Here is a 14,190-nt window from a genome sequence, read left to right as displayed (position 1 = left end):
CCCACCCCATGACGTCCACGGTGCCCAACGCCGTCCAGCACACCGACGCGCAGCCGCCGATCACCATGTTCGGTCCGGACTTCCCCTACGCGTACGACGACTTCCTGGCGCACCCCGCGGGGCTCGGGCAGATACCGGCGACCGAGCACGGCGCCGAGGTGGCGGTCATCGGCGGCGGGCTCTCCGGCATCGTGGCGGCGTACGAACTGATGAAGATGGGCCTCAAGCCCGTCGTCTACGAGGCGGACCGGATAGGCGGCCGGCTGCGTACCGTCGGCTTCGACGGGTGCGACCCCTCGCTGACCGCCGAGATGGGCGCGATGCGCTTCCCGCCGTCGTCCACGGCGCTGCAGCACTACATCGACCTGGTGGGCCTGGAGACCAGCCCGTTCCCCAACCCGCTCGCGCCGACCACCCCGTCGACCGTCGTCGACCTCAAGGGCGAGTCGCACTACGCGGAGACGATCGACGACCTGCCGCAGGTCTACCGCGACGTGATGGACGCCTGGAACGCCTGTCTGGAGGAGGGCGCCGACTTCTCCGACATGAACCGGGCGATGCGCGAGCGCGACGTCCCGCGGATCCGGGAGATCTGGGCGAAGCTCGTCGAGAAGCTCGACAACCAGACCTTCTACGGCTTCCTCTGCGCCTCCGACGCCTTCAAGTCGTTCCGGCACCGCGAGATCTTCGGCCAGGTCGGGTTCGGCACCGGCGGCTGGGACACCGACTTCCCCAACTCCATCCTGGAGATCCTGCGGGTCGTCTACACCGAGGCCGACGACCACCACCGTGGCATCGTCGGCGGCAGCCAGCAGCTCCCGCTGCGGCTCTGGGACCGCGAGCCGCAGAAGATCGTGCACTGGCCGCTCGGTACCTCGCTGTCCTCGCTGCACGATGGGGAGCCCCGTCCCGCCGTGACCCGGCTGCACCGCACCGCCGGGAACCGGATCACCGTCACCGACGCGACCGGCGACATCCGCACCTTCCGGTCGGCGATCTTCACGGGGCAGTCCTGGCTGCTGCTCTCCAAGATCGCCTGCGACGACGAGCTGTTCCCCATCGACCACTGGACGGCGATGGAGCGGACCCACTACATGGAGTCGTCGAAGCTGTTCGTCCCCGTCGACCGGCCGTTCTGGCTGGACAGGGCCGTCGACGGCAGGGGGGTTCCCACCGGGCGCGACACCATGTCGATGACGCTCACCGACCGGATGACCCGGGGCACGTACCTTCTCGACGACGGGCCCGACAAGCCGGCCGTCATCTGCCTCTCGTACACCTGGTGCGACGACAGCCTGAAGTGGCTGCCGCTCTCCCCGAACGAGCGCATGGAAGTGATGCTGAAGTCGCTCGGCGAGATCTACCCGAACGTCGACATCAGGAAGCACATCATCGGCAACCCGGTGACGGTCTCCTGGGAGAACGAGCCCTATTTCATGGGTGCGTTCAAGGCCAACCTGCCGGGCCACTACCGCTACCAGCGGCGGCTGTTCACCCACTTCATGCAGGACCGGCTGCCCGCCGACAAGCGGGGACTCTTCCTCGCGGGCGACGACATCTCCTGGACGGCCGGGTGGGCCGAGGGCGCCGTGCAGACCGCGCTCAACGCCGTATGGGGTGTGATGAACCACTTCGGCGGTGCCACGGACGCGACGAACCCCGGCCCCGGCGATGTCTTCGACGACATCGCCCCGGTCGAACTCCCGGAGGACTGAGCGGCGTTACGCGGGCCGGCAGACGCTGCGCTGCCGGCCCAGGCCGGAGATCTCGACCTCCATCACATCGTCCGGCTCCCCGACACTGCCGAGATCCGGGCAGCCCTGCCTCGGCTGCTCACCGACGAGGTGGCGGGGGAGGAGCGCGTGGGCATGGCCCGACCGTTGCCGGCCGACCCGGCGGCGGTACGGGCGACGGTCACCGCGCCCGGAGCCGTCCACTGGTACGGCGACAGTTTCTGAGGACCCGGTGGAGCGCGGTCAGCGGCAAGGTGTGAGCAGACAGCGCCCCACCAGACCGGCCCCCGCGTCCATCTGCTGCCGGAACTCCTCGGCGAGGAGCGGGAGATCACGCAGCCGCCACAGCACCCGGGCCGCCGACCACGCTGCCTCGCGGGCCCGCTCCAGGCTCCACGACCCCAGCAGATGGGTGAGCGGATCCGCGACCTCCAGCAGATCGGGCCCCGGCATCAGATCCTCCCGGATCTGCTCCTCCAGCATCACGAGGAGGTCGCCCACCTGGTCGAATTCGTCCTCCAGCTCCGGCGGAGCGCAGTGCAGCGCATGGCAGGTGTCCACGACCGCGAGTGCCAGGTCGTGGCCGATGTGTGCGTTGATACCCGCCAGTGCGAACTGCAGCGGCCGTACGCCGGGATGGCACCGGTACTGGAACAGCGGGCGCCAGCAGTCGGGCGGCCGCCGCCCGGCCGTCGCCGCGTCGACCGCCGTCAGATAGCGCTCCGCGAACCGCACATCCAGGGCGGCGGCGGCCGCCCGGTCCGGGAACGCGCCACCGGTGATCCGCCGGTCGACGGTCTCGGTGACCGTCAGATAGACCCGGTTGAAGACGGCGACCCCGTCCACCGGCGGCCAGGAGGACTGAAATTCACGCATCCGCCCGATCACCGAGGTGACATCGGGCGGCGCGGCGACGGGACCGGCCCGGTCCGTGAACTGCTCCATCTGCTTGAACTGCGCCATGGGGGCAGCGTCCCAGCCGCGGGCACGTCCTGGCGCCGACCGGCCGCGGGTTCATCGGAACGGGGGAACGACGGCAGAGCCATCGGTGACCTGGAGACCGGCTCCGGGACGCTCCGGACGGGTCAGCGCGGCGGTTCGCGGTCAGGCGGAGGGCACCGGGTCGCCGAGTCCCTGCGCGAGCCTGCGCAGATGGGGACCGTACTCCGGGTCGGCGAGCGCCGCGGCGAACTGGGCGGTGAGATACGCCAGCGGATTGCCAGTGTCGTACCACTGGCGCAGAACACCAGCCTGTGCGAGAACAAGCAGGGCACACTCGTCTTCGTCGCCGGGACCTTCCACTGGCCGCTGGCTCTCAACGACCCCGCGCACATCAGCCCGCAGGTCCAGCGGGCCACCCACAATCTCCTGACCCGCATGCTAAAGCCGAGAGACGCATGACGGTCAGGGCGGGCCCGGCTCCAGGAACTCCACTCGGTTCCCCACAGGGTCATGGCTGAAGAATCTCCGGTGCCCCGGCAGGTCGCCGTCCCAGTGGACCTCGGCGCCATGTTCCTCCAGGTGCGCAGCGAACGCCTCGATGTCCGTGACGCGCAGGCCCGGGTGGGCCTTCTTCGCCGGGCGGAAGGCGGGCTCGATGCCCAGGTGGAGCTGGACCGGGCCCGCCTGGAACCAGCAGCCGCCGCGGGGCGCGAGTGCGTCGGCCTGCACGCGCTGGAGAAGCGTCGCCCACGCTCATGTGGGCGGCAACTTTGTCGGAATCTGCCCTCTACGGCTCACTGGCGGCGTCTGCGATCACGATCCGCCCGGCAAGCCTCGGTCGTACCCCGGATTGCCCGGCTCGAGGAGCGGTGGCTCGTCCGTCATGTGGGCGGGAGCCATGACGCGCAGGGCGTGGTAGCCGATGACGACGATCAGCGTTCCCAACGCGATGCCGCTGAGCTGGAAGTTGTCCGTGAGTGTCAGACTCACATTGCCGATTCCGATGATGAGACCCGCAGCCACCGGCACCAGGTGCAGGGGGTTGGAGAGGTCGACACGGGAACGAACCCAGATCTGGGCGCCCAGCAGGCCGATCATGCCGTAGAGGATGACCGTGATTCCGCCGAGGACGCCGCCGGGAATGGCGGCCACAACGGCACCGAACTTGGGGCAGAGCCCGAACAGGATCGCGAAGCCCGCGGCGCACCAGTAGGCAGCGGTCGAGTAGACACGCGTGGCGGCCATGACACCGATGTTCTCGGCGTACGTGGTCGTGGCGGGGCCGCCCACGGACGTCGACAGCACAGTCGCCGCACCGTCGGCCATGATCGCCGTACCGAGCCTGTCGTCCAGTGGTTCACCCGTCATCTCGCCGACAGCCTTGACGTGTCCCGCGTTCTCGGCGACGAGGGCGATGACGACGGGCAGGGCGACCAGAACAGCCGAGAGGGAGAAGCTCGGGGCGTGGAAGTTCGGAAGGCCGATCCAGTCCGCCTTGGATACGCCCGAGAGGTCGAGACGCCAGTGGTCGACCGACGCGGCGCCGCCCGCGGGGGAGTGGATCTTGCCGAACGCGCGGTCGAAGACCCATGAGGTGACGTACCCGAAGGCCAGCCCGAGGAAGATCGCGATACGGGACCAGAAGCCGCGCAGTACAACAAGGGCGAAACCTGTGAACAGCATGGTCAGAAGAGCTGTCCACTGATCCTGGGGCCAATAGGTACCGGCGGTGACCGGAGCCAGGTTGAACCCGATCAGCATGACCACCGCACCCGTGACCACCGGAGGCAGTACGGCGTGGATGATGCGGGCCCCGAGAGCGCGGACGACCGCCCCGCACAGGAAAAGGACCGCGCCGACGACCAGCAGCGCGCCCGTGAGAGTCGCCGCGTTACCTCCCTGAGTCTTGATCACGGCGGCGACACCGATGAACGACAGGCTGCTGCCCAGGTAGCTCGGGATATGGCCGCGGGTGATCAGCAGGAAGAGAATGGTGGCCACGCCGGAGGCCATCACGGCAAGGTTGGGATCGAGACCCATCAAGATAGGGGCGACGAAGCAGGCTCCGATCATGGAGACCACATGCTGGGCGCCGAGACCGACAGTGCGCCCCCAGGTGAGTCGCTCGTCCGGTCTCACGACCTCGCCCGGTGCGAGGCTCTTGCCGTCGCCGTGCAGCTTCCAGCCGAAGCCCGCCATGGTCTTGCTCCTTGATGTGTTGCTGGGGGTGGTGCTGAGATCCGCCGGCTGGACCGGGGGTTCGACGACTAGCGGAACATGCTGTTCAGGCGCGTGCCGACAGGACTGGCCGTGAGGGTGGGGATTCGACCTGCGTCGTCGTAGTCTGCGGGGGAGCGCTGGTCTTCGCGCTCATCATGGGTCCTACGGGGCGACGAACGACGCGCCGGACATGGCCGCCACGTGCTGGGCGCCGAGCCCGAACGTCCGGGGCCAGGAGAGCCGCTCGTCGGGACGGACCACGGCCCCCGGTGCGGGGGTCTTTCCGTCGTCGCCGTGCAAGGTCCAGCGCACGCCGAGGCCGCCCATGGTCGCTCCCTGTGTGTCCGTGTGTGGGTCCGTGCGGTGCCCGGTGCCCGGTGCCGTTCGTCCGGCCCGGCGCGGTCCGCGGAAAAGATCAGCGCCATGGTAATGCCGGAGCGCCCATTGACTCGTGTCGGGGTTCCTCTGCGTCGGCCTCGGCCGGGTCCCATCCATGAATCGCGCGCGAAGCATCGTCACTCCGAACAAGCGGCTCTACGCTCGCGCGGTCTCGCCCGTGAACATCATTCACATGCTTGATTCCGTGATGGGGGTGCTCGATGAGTGAGAAGACCCCGTCGGCGTCTCGGCGCCCTGCTCGCCGCCGCGGCCGCTCTGACCGCCGTTCCGGTCCCGGCCGCCTCCTCGGCGGCCGCCACCGCGCACGGACACCGCCCGCCGCCCCGCGCGCCGAGGACCGTGGTCATCGACGGACACCGCATCCACACCTCGTTCCGCCTGGTCGAACGGTTCAGGCGCGGGGCTCGGCCGCCGCCGTGCCGGGCGCGCCGACCCCCTTCGCCGCGACCCGGCGGTCGCCCGCCCGCAACACGCCGGCGCCCAGCACCAGTCCGAATGCCAGCACTGTTACCAGGCCGAACGAGACGATCAGCGAGGTCGCCTCGGCCAGCGAACCGATGGCCGACGGGGCGATGAGCCCCGAGGTGTACGTGATGGTGGCAACGCCCGCGATCGCCTGACTCGGGTTCGGTCCACTGCGCCCGGCTGCCGCGAAGGCGAGGGGGACGACGACGGCGACACCGAGGCCGAGCAGTCCGAAGCCGCACATCGCGAGCGCCGAGTTCGGTGACGTGACCACGAGCAGCCCGCCGGCCGTCGCCAGCACGCCGCCGACCCGCACGGTCCTGACCGCGCCGAACCGGTCGACGACCTTGTCCCCGGCGATCCGGGCCACCGCCATCGTGAGCGCGAACGCCGTCGTCGACGCGGCCGCGAGTCCCGCGGAACTGTCCATGATGTCCCGGAGATAGACCGCCGACCAGTCCAGGCTGGCCCCCTCCGCGAATACCGCGCAGAAGCCCACCGCGCCGATGGCCAGCGCCGACCTGGGGGGCAGCGTGAACCGCGGCGGGGGCTCCTCGTCCGGCTCGCTGCGCAGATCCAGCACGCCCTGACAGGCGATCAGGCCGAGCACGGTGAGCGCGAGGGCGGCGACGGTGTGGTGCAGCCGAGCGTCGGCGCCCAGGTGCGCGGCCACCGTGCCCGCCGCCGAACCGACCAGGGCGCCCGCGCTCCACATCCCGTGCAGCCCGGACATGATCGACCTGTCGAGACGGTTCTCCACCTCGACACCGAGGGCGTTCATCGCCACGTCCGACATGCCGGCCGATGCCCCGTACACGAGGAGCGCCGCGCACAGTGTCAGCAGGTTCGGTGCCAGCGCGGGCAGGACCAGTGCCAGCGTCCACAGCACCAGCAGCCCGCGCAGTGCCGTCCTGGTGCCGAAGCGATGACTGATCGCACCGGCCAGCGGCATGGCGAGCGAGGCACCGATCGCCGGGAACGCCAGGGCGAGACCGAGCTGCCCCGCGCTGACCCCGGCGTGGTCCTGGATCCAGGGCACGCGGGTGGCGAAACTGCCGGTCACGGCGCCGTGCACGGTGAAGACCGCGGCGACGGCGAACCTGGCCCGCCTTACCTGCTCCGTGCCGAAGGCCGTCTCTGCGGAATCCGTCGTCATGCTGCCGTTCCCTCCCCTGGGAATTCTCTGCCACCGGTGGCCCCGGTGCCCCTCTCCGCGGCGCGGCCAGTAAACTATCAGGAACCCTGCCTGATAAATAGACCATGACGGTAGGTTCCCGTGCGGCAGTGATCTGGAAGGATCTCGGCATGCCCGCATCACCGAGCACCGCCCGGGCCATCAACGACCGGCTCGCCCTGCGACTGCTCCAGCAGGACGGCCCGCTGACGGCCACCCAACTCAAGACCCTGACCGGACTCTCCCGTCCCACCGTCGCCGATCTGGTGGAGCGGTTGCAGGGCGCCGGGCTGATCCGGGTCGTCGGCGAGAGCGGCGCCGCACGCCGCGGACCCAATGCAAGGCTGTACGGAATCGTCGCCGACCGGGCCCACCTCGCTGCTCTCGACGTACGGACCGACAGCGTCGCCGTCGTCGTCGCCGATCTCCTCGGTGTCACGCTCGCCGAGGCCACCCTGCCGATCGGCAGCGACACCGGAACCGATGCCGCCGCCGAGCAGGCCGCGGCGCTGCTGGAACGCACCGCGCGCGAGGCGGGCGCCGCACCGCTGCACAGCGTCGGCATCGGCGCCCCCGGCCTGATCGACCCGGTCACCGGCGAGCTCCGCGACACCACCGGCCTGCCCGCCTGGCACCGCCGCCTGGCCCGGGTGCTGCAGCAGCGGCTGCCGGCGACCGTGCTCATCGAGAACGAGACCAACCTCGCCGCCGTCGCCGAGCACCGCGTCGGAGCGGCCCGCGACCGTGACACCTTTGTCCTGCTCTGGCTCGGCCACGGCATCGGCGCCGCCGTCATGCTGGACGGCAAGCTGCGCCGCGGGGCCTCCGGCGGCGCGGGCGAGATCGGCTTCCTGCCCGTGCCGGGCACGACGGGACTGCCCTCCGCGGTCAACTGCGACGGAGGGTTTCACTCCCTGGTCGGCTCCGCGCCGGTCTGCGAACTGGCCCGGGGGCACGGCATCGACGCGCGGACGCGGCTGGGCTCCGGCGAACAGGAACCCGCCGCCGCGTCCGCCGTACGGGCAGCTCTGGCGGGGGAGGGGGAGAGCGAGGCATTCCTCGGCGCGCTCGCGGACCGCCTCGCGGTGGGCGCCGCCGCCGTCGCCTCGGTCATCGACCCCGGCTGTGTGGTCCTCGCGGGCGAGGTCGGCCATGCGGGCGGCGACGCGCTGGCGTCCCGGGTCGAGGAACGGCTGGCCGTGATGTCCCCGCTGCGCACGGAGGTCAGGGCCGGCGCGCTCGGCGGTTCCGCGGTGCTGCGCGGCGCGCTGCTCGCCGCCCGCGAGGCAGCTCAGGACGAGCTGTTCACCGCGGGCGGCTGACGCGGGCCACGAGGCCGTACGCGACGGGGTTTCCCTCCTGGCGGCCGGGGCGCTCGGCGCGCGTGCCCTATCGCGGGGGAGGCCGTAGGGTCTCCTCAGTCCAGGCGGCCGGAGCGACCCGCGCACCTGCCGCGACGTGGGCTCACTCGGATCGCTCCGGGCGGCCGAAACGCTGTGCGAGAAAGTCCTCGAACGTCGTCTTCCCCACGGCCCGTTCGGGGTCGGATGCCCGCCCCGCCGGTACCCGGCGTACGCCTTGCCCACCAGCCGTACGGGGAGGATTCGCCGTTTCTTCCCGGTCGCCCGGAGACAGGCCCGGGCTGGCTCCGGCAGCTCCCGCACCTCCGGCCCGCCGAGCTCCGGCACCCGCCCTGCCGGATCGGCCACCGCCAACTCGGCAAGCCGGTCCGCGACTTCGCCGGCGTGCTTCGCCGCCTCGATGAGGTGTTCGGCCGCCGTGTCGTCGCCGCCGCGCGGCGTGGACGCGCAGTGCACGATCGTGTCCACGTCGGCGACCGCCGCGTCGAGCCCCGTCCCGTCGCGCAGATCGAGGGCGTACGGCTGTGCGTGGCGGCTCAGCACGCGGACGTCGTGCCCCTCGGCGCGCACCCGGTCCGTCACCTGTCGTCCGAATGTTCCGGTTCCGCCCGTCACCGGAATCGTGGTCATCCCGCCCTGTCCTTCGGCCGCCGCTTTCCGACCCGAATGGCTCCCGCAACATCCGCGCCCGCGCGCGGACGTTGCGGCGACGCGGGGTCGGCCAACGGTCCGCCTCCCGGTCGGCGGCGGCCGGCCGGGTGGCGGCGGCCGGCCGGGTGGCGGCGAGCGGGCCCATGAACAGTCCGGCGACGGCCACGCCGGCTGTGAGCAGGGTGGGTCCCGCACGAGCGGGGGCAGCGCGTGCCGTTCCTCCCGGGGAGGTCGGCAGAACACAACTGGCAAGGGGGCGGGTCGTGTTGGGGCCACAGGTGTGCGCACACCGCGGGGCCGTTCCTCGGAGGTGACGCAGAGACGAAGAGGACTGGACCACTGGCCTCAAGGTGTCCGGATGCGAGCCCGCCCGGGGTTCCCCGGGCCTGTCTGTGAGCCACTCCACAGGTGCTCCCTCGCATGGCCCATGAGCAGGCGTGGCAGACTGATCGTGTACCAGCAGCAGCGCACTCCGGGGTCGGTGCAATTCCGAACCGGCGGTTATAGTCCGCGACCCGTCCGCATCCAGCGGCCGGTTGACCAGGTGGGATTCCTGGACCGACGGTTAAAGTCCGGATGGGAGGCAGTGCGCGGCGGGCCGTCACAGGTACGCCGCCGTCGGCGGACGCATTTCCGGGATCCCCGGAACAGCTGCGTCCGTGTCTTCGGTTTCGGCGTCCCCTGTTGCGTTCCGCTTCATCTGTCGTCATCGACAGGCCCCGGAGTCCGTGCCCGAAGAGGCAGGAGGACCCGGTGGACACCGCAGCCGACACCACCGCCATGCGCCGAGCGATCGCGCTCGCCGCCCGCGGACTCGGCTCCACCAGCCCCAATCCGGTCGTCGGATGCGTGATCCTCGACGCCGAGGGACAGCCGGCCGGTGAAGGCTTCCACCAGCGGGCCGGCGGGCCGCACGCCGAAATCCATGCCCTGCGCGAAGCAGGCGAGAAGGCCCGTGGCGGCACCGCCTACGTCACCCTCGAACCGTGCAACCACACCGGTCGCACCGGCCCCTGCGCCCAGGCGCTGATCGAGGCCGGCGTCAGCCGCGTCGTGTACGCGGTCGCCGACCCGAATCCGCAGGCCACCGGGGGGGCGGACACCCTCCGTGCCGCCGGGGTCACCGTGGAGCAGGGACTCCTTGGCGAACTCGCCGAGGCGGGCAACACCGCCTGGCTGACCTCGGTGCGGCTCGGCCGTCCGTACGTGCTGTGGAAGTACGCGGCGACCCTCGACGGCCGGATCGCGGCCGCCGACGCCACCAGCCGCTGGATCACCTCTGCCGAGTCCCGCGCCGACGTCCACCGGCTGCGCGCCGAGGCCGACGCCGTCGTGGTCGGCTCCGGCACCGCCCGGACGGACGACCCCCAGCTCGGTGTACGTGGCATCGAAGGCGCCGTGCAGCCGCTCCGGGTCGTCGTCGACACCGACGCCACCGCGGTACGGCCCGGCGCCCGCGTCCTCGACACCACGGCGCCCACCCTGATCGCGGTCGCCGACGACGCCGACACCGGCCGTCTTCCCGAGGGAACCGTCCTGCGACTGCCGCGCGCCGCCACCGGCCGCGGCCTGGACATCCCCGCCCTGCTTGCCGCCCTGCACGGGCGCGGCGTCCGCTCCGTACTCCTCGAAGGCGGCCCGACCCTGGCCGGGGCCTTCGTCGCGGCGGGAACGGTCGACAAGGTCGTCGGTTACCTCGCCCCCGTGCTCCTCGGCGCGGGCCCCGCAGCCCTCGCCGACGCCGGAATCTCCACCATCGCCCAGGCGTTGCGCCTCGATGTGACCGAGACCGTACGCATCGGCCCCGATCTGCGCATCACCGCCGTCCCCGGCCCTGCCCGGAAGGGAAACTGAGTGTTCACCGGAATTGTCGAAGAACTGGGTGAGGTCACCGCCGTCGAGAAGCTCGGCGACGCCTCCCGATTCCGCCTGCGCGGTCCCGTCGTCACCGAAGGCGCGAAGCACGGTGACTCCATCGCCGTCAACGGCGTCTGCCTCACCGTCGTCGACCTCGGCGACGGTGAATTCACCGCCGATGTGATGGCAGAGACCCTGAACCGGTCCAGCCTCGGCGCGCTGGAGACCGGCTCCCGGGTCAACCTGGAGCGCCCCATGGCGCTCGGCGGCAGGCTCGGCGGACACATCGTCCAGGGACACGTCGACGGCACGGGCCGCATCGTCGAGCGCAAGCTCTCCGAGAACTGGGAGATCGTGAAGATCTCCCTCCCGGCGGAGCTGACCCGCTACGTGGTGGAGAAGGGATCGATCACCGTCGACGGCGTGAGCCTGACCGTCGTCGACGCCGGGCCCGACTACTTCACCATCAGCCTCATCCCCACCACCCTCGCCCTGACCACGCTCGGCATCAAGGAGCCCGGCGACCCGGTCAACCTCGAGGTGGACGTCATCGCGAAGTACGTCGAGCGGCTGCTCGGCGACCGGGACCGGGAGGACACGAAGTGAGCGCGGTCGACTGGCTCAACTCGGAGGCCTTCGCCCTGTTCGGCCAGCACATCAAGTGGTCCGACATGATCGGCAACACGGTCGGTCTGGTCGCCCTGGCGCTCGGCTGGCGGCGTTCCATATGGACCTGGCCCGCACAGCTGCTCTCCGGTGTGATCCTCCTGGTCGCCTTCGCCTCCGCGCACCTCTCGGGCAGCGCGGGCAAGCAGCTGGTGGTCATCGGCGTGGCCGCGTGGGGCTGGTGGTCGTGGAACCGCGGCAGGCAGCAGGCCCAGGACGGCTCCATCGCCGTACGGTTCGCCACCTGGCGCGAGCGCGCTTATCTGGTCGGCGGCGCGGCCCTCGGCACGCTCGCCGTCGGCGGCCTGTTCACCGCGTTCCCGACGCTGTCGTGGGACCCGTGGCCCGACGCGTACATTTTCGTCGGCACGGTCGTCGCGATGTACGCCCAGGCGCGCGGCATGGTCGAGTTCTGGTTCGCCTGGCTCCTGGTCGACCTGGTCGGCGTGCCGCTGAACTTCGCCAACGGCTTCGCCTTCTCCGGCTTCGTCTACGTCATTTACGGCGCCCTCGTCCTGTGGGGCATGCGCGACTGGTGGCTGCGTACGCGGACACCCGCTCTGGAAGGAGCCACGGCATGACTGCCCAGCCCACCTGGTTGCACCGGGAACACAGCACGGCCGAGGACCTGTCCCTCGACCCCGTCGAGCAGGCGATCCGCGACATCGCCGCCGGCCGCCCCGTCGTCGTCGTCGACGACGAGGACCGGGAGAACGAGGGCGACCTCGTCATCGCCGCCGAGAAGGCCACCCCCGAGATCGTCGCCTTCATGATGAGCGAGTGCCGCGGCCTGATCTGCGCACCCATGGAGAACGACGAGCTGGAACGGCTCGACCTGCCGCAGATGGTCGCCCACAACACCGAGTCGATGCGCACGGCGTTCACCGTCTCGGTCGACGCCTCCGCGGCGCACGGTGTCACCACCGGCATCTCCGCCGCCGACCGGGCCACCACGCTCCGGATGCTGGCGGGCGGCCGGGCCGGCCCCGGCGACTTCGTGCGCCCCGGCCACATCTTCCCGCTCCGGGCAAGGACCGGCGGTGTCCTGGTCCGCAACGGCCACACCGAGGCCGCCGTCGACCTGGCCCGGCTCGCCGGGCTCCGCCCCGCCGGAGCGATCGTCGAGATCGCGGGCGAGGACGGCGTCATGCTGCGGCTGCCGGAGCTGGTCCCGTTCGCCCGCAAGCACGGCCTCACGATCATCTCGATCGAGGACCTGATCGCGTACCGCCGCTCCGCCGAGCCGACCGTCCGCCGCGAGGCCGAGGTCCGGCTGCCGACGTCGTTCGGCGAGTTCACCGCGTACGGCTACCGCTCCACCGTCGACGGCGTCGAGCACGTCGCGCTCGTCCACGGCGACCTCGGTGACGGCGACGACATCGTCGTCCGGGTCCACTCCGAGTGCCTGACCGGCGACATCTTCCAGTCCCAGCGCTGCGACTGCGGCCCTCAGCTGCACGCCTCCATGCAGCGCATCACCGAGGAGGGCCGCGGCGTCGTCGTCTATCTGCGCGGCCACGAGGGCCGGGGGATCGGCCTGCTCTCCAAGCTGCGCGCGTACGAACTCCAGGAGCGCGGCGTCGACACCCTCGACGCCAACCTGGAACTCGGCCTGCCCGCCGACGCCCGGGACTACGCGGCAGGCGCCCAGATCCTCAAGGACCTCGGCGTCCACGGCGTCCGGCTGATGACGAACAACCCCGACAAGACCGCTGCGCTCCTGCGGCACGGCCTCGCGATCACCGGACGCGAGCCGATGCCCGTCCAGGCCGGCGAGCACAACCTGCGGTACCTGCGCACCAAGCGGGACCGCATGGGACACGACCTGCCCTGGCTCGACACCGCCTCGGTGTCGACCTGCGGCAACCAGTAACGAGCACGGAATCGAGCGGTAGGAGAGACATGAGCGGCAAGGGCGCACCCGAACTGTCCGTACGCAACTGCGGTGACCTGCGAGTGGCGGTGATCGCCGCCCAGTGGCACGAGAAGGTCATGGGCGGCCTCGTCGACGGCGCGCTGCGCGCCCTGCACGAGCTCGGCATCGATGAGCCGACCCTGCTCCGGGTCCCCGGCAGCTTCGAGCTCCCGGTCGTCGCCAAGGTCCTCGCCGGCCGCGGCTACGACGCGATCGTCGCCCTCGGCGTGATCATCCGCGGCGGCACCCCCCACTTCGAGTACGTGTCCCACGGCGTCACCAACGGGCTCACCCAGGTCGCCGTCGACACGGGTGTCCCGGTCGGCTTCGGCGTACTGACCTGTGACACCGAGGAGCAGGCGCTCGACCGGGCCGGGCTCGAAGGTTCCAACGAGGACAAGGGGCACGAAGCGGTCACCGCGGCCGTCGCCACCGCCGCCACGCTGCGCACCGTCAGCGAGCCCTGGCGCTGAACGGGGGTGCGGGACCCCGTACGCTAAGAACCATCATGGCGAACAAAACCTTCGAAGAGCTCTTCGCCGAGCTGCAGCTCAAGGCCGCCAACGGCGACCCCTCCACCTCCCGCACCGCCGAGCTGGTGGACAAGGGCGTCCATGCCATCGGCAAGAAGGTCGTCGAGGAGGCCGCCGAAGTCTGGATGGCCGCCGAGCACGAGAGCAAGGACGCCGCCGCCGAGGAGATCTCCCAGCTGCTCTACCACGTCCAGGTGATGATGGTCGCCCGCGGAATCTCTCTCGACGACGTCTACGCCCACCTCTGAGCACAGTTCCGGACCCCGCACGTCAC

At 71.0% G+C, this 14,190-nt stretch carries 13 protein-coding genes, 2 pseudogenes and 1 riboswitch; of the genes and pseudogenes, 9 read left to right on the top strand and 6 right to left on the bottom strand.

Annotated elements, in window-relative coordinates; all coding sequences use genetic code 11:
* The first annotated feature begins 8 nt into the window (after positions 1-8).
* The gene (locus ACWD6R_RS15665) at positions 9-1,715 is read left to right on the top strand and encodes a flavin monoamine oxidase family protein (RefSeq protein WP_451819174.1); all 1,707 of its coding nucleotides are present in this window, start codon (positions 9-11) and stop codon (positions 1,713-1,715) included.
* Positions 1,716-1,976: 261 nt separating this feature from the next.
* On the opposite strand, the gene ACWD6R_RS15660 is transcribed toward ACWD6R_RS15665, so the two are convergent.
* Entirely contained in the window at positions 1,977-2,678 is a 702-nt protein-coding gene (locus ACWD6R_RS15660) for a DUF5995 family protein (protein WP_451819214.1), read from the bottom strand.
* 207 nt (positions 2,679-2,885) lie between these two features.
* Between ACWD6R_RS15660 and ACWD6R_RS15655 the strand changes: the two genes are divergently transcribed.
* A complete protein-coding gene (locus ACWD6R_RS15655; RefSeq protein WP_451819173.1) occupies positions 2,886-3,134 on the top strand; it encodes a hypothetical protein in 249 nt (82 codons plus the stop codon).
* Positions 3,135-3,137: 3 nt separating this feature from the next.
* On the opposite strand, the pseudogene ACWD6R_RS15650 reads toward ACWD6R_RS15655, so the two are convergent.
* The 4 genes and pseudogenes from ACWD6R_RS15650 to ACWD6R_RS15635 all read right to left on the bottom strand — a co-directional run.
* Positions 3,138-3,389 (bottom strand): annotated as a pseudogene (locus ACWD6R_RS15650) (VOC family protein); the annotation flags it as partial.
* Positions 3,390-3,488: 99 nt separating this feature from the next.
* Entirely contained in the window at positions 3,489-4,874 is a 1,386-nt protein-coding gene (locus tag ACWD6R_RS15645; protein WP_451819172.1) for a uracil-xanthine permease family protein, read from the bottom strand.
* 183 nt (positions 4,875-5,057) lie between these two features.
* Positions 5,058-5,222, bottom strand: coding sequence for a hypothetical protein (locus ACWD6R_RS15640; RefSeq protein WP_451819171.1), 165 nt, complete (start codon positions 5,220-5,222; stop codon positions 5,058-5,060).
* Positions 5,223-5,685: 463 nt separating this feature from the next.
* Entirely contained in the window at positions 5,686-6,915 is a 1,230-nt protein-coding gene (locus ACWD6R_RS15635; protein ID WP_451819170.1) for an MFS transporter, read from the bottom strand.
* Positions 6,916-7,064: 149 nt separating this feature from the next.
* On the opposite strand from ACWD6R_RS15635, the gene ACWD6R_RS15630 reads away from it, so the two are divergent.
* Positions 7,065-8,255, top strand: a complete 1,191-nt coding sequence (locus tag ACWD6R_RS15630; RefSeq protein ID WP_451819169.1) for an ROK family protein — start codon at positions 7,065-7,067, stop codon at positions 8,253-8,255.
* 142 nt (positions 8,256-8,397) lie between these two features.
* On the opposite strand, the pseudogene ACWD6R_RS15625 reads toward ACWD6R_RS15630, so the two are convergent.
* Positions 8,398-8,924 (bottom strand): annotated as a pseudogene (locus ACWD6R_RS15625) (SDR family oxidoreductase).
* A gap of 484 nt (positions 8,925-9,408) precedes the next feature.
* A riboswitch (FMN riboswitch) is annotated at positions 9,409-9,539 on the top strand.
* A gap of 159 nt (positions 9,540-9,698) precedes the next feature.
* Here ACWD6R_RS15625 and ribD point away from each other — a divergent pair.
* Genes ribD through ACWD6R_RS15595 form a run of 6 tightly spaced genes read left to right on the top strand, consistent with a single transcriptional unit; the run spans position 9,699 to position 14,164 of the window.
* Complete coding sequence (ribD, locus tag ACWD6R_RS15620) at positions 9,699-10,799, top strand: bifunctional diaminohydroxyphosphoribosylaminopyrimidine deaminase/5-amino-6-(5-phosphoribosylamino)uracil reductase RibD (protein WP_451819168.1); 1,101 nt, start codon at positions 9,699-9,701, stop codon at positions 10,797-10,799.
* Positions 10,800-11,408: a riboflavin synthase gene (locus ACWD6R_RS15615; protein WP_366692683.1), complete on the top strand. Its 609-nt coding sequence runs from the start codon at positions 10,800-10,802 to the stop codon at positions 11,406-11,408.
* On the top strand, positions 11,405-12,049 hold the full coding sequence (locus ACWD6R_RS15610) for a nicotinamide mononucleotide transporter family protein (RefSeq protein ID WP_451819167.1): 645 nt from the start codon (positions 11,405-11,407) through the stop codon (positions 12,047-12,049). The genes ACWD6R_RS15615 and ACWD6R_RS15610 overlap by 4 nt, the downstream gene beginning before the upstream one ends.
* Positions 12,046-13,341, top strand: a complete 1,296-nt coding sequence (locus tag ACWD6R_RS15605; protein ID WP_451819166.1) for a bifunctional 3,4-dihydroxy-2-butanone-4-phosphate synthase/GTP cyclohydrolase II — start codon at positions 12,046-12,048, stop codon at positions 13,339-13,341. The genes ACWD6R_RS15610 and ACWD6R_RS15605 overlap by 4 nt, the downstream gene beginning before the upstream one ends.
* Positions 13,342-13,370: 29 nt before the next feature.
* Positions 13,371-13,856 carry a 6,7-dimethyl-8-ribityllumazine synthase gene (gene ribH / locus ACWD6R_RS15600; protein WP_266988058.1) on the top strand — a complete coding sequence of 162 codons (486 nt, stop codon included), beginning with the start codon at positions 13,371-13,373 and terminating at the stop codon, positions 13,854-13,856.
* A gap of 35 nt (positions 13,857-13,891) precedes the next feature.
* Complete coding sequence (locus ACWD6R_RS15595) at positions 13,892-14,164, top strand: phosphoribosyl-ATP diphosphatase (protein ID WP_018524273.1); 273 nt, start codon at positions 13,892-13,894, stop codon at positions 14,162-14,164.
* The last annotated feature ends 26 nt before the right edge of the window (positions 14,165-14,190 follow it).

Source organism: Streptomyces sp. NPDC005151, assembly GCF_053599875.1.
The sequence above is the reverse complement of the archived record's forward strand: the minus strand, read 5'-3'. Positions and strand labels throughout refer to the sequence as shown.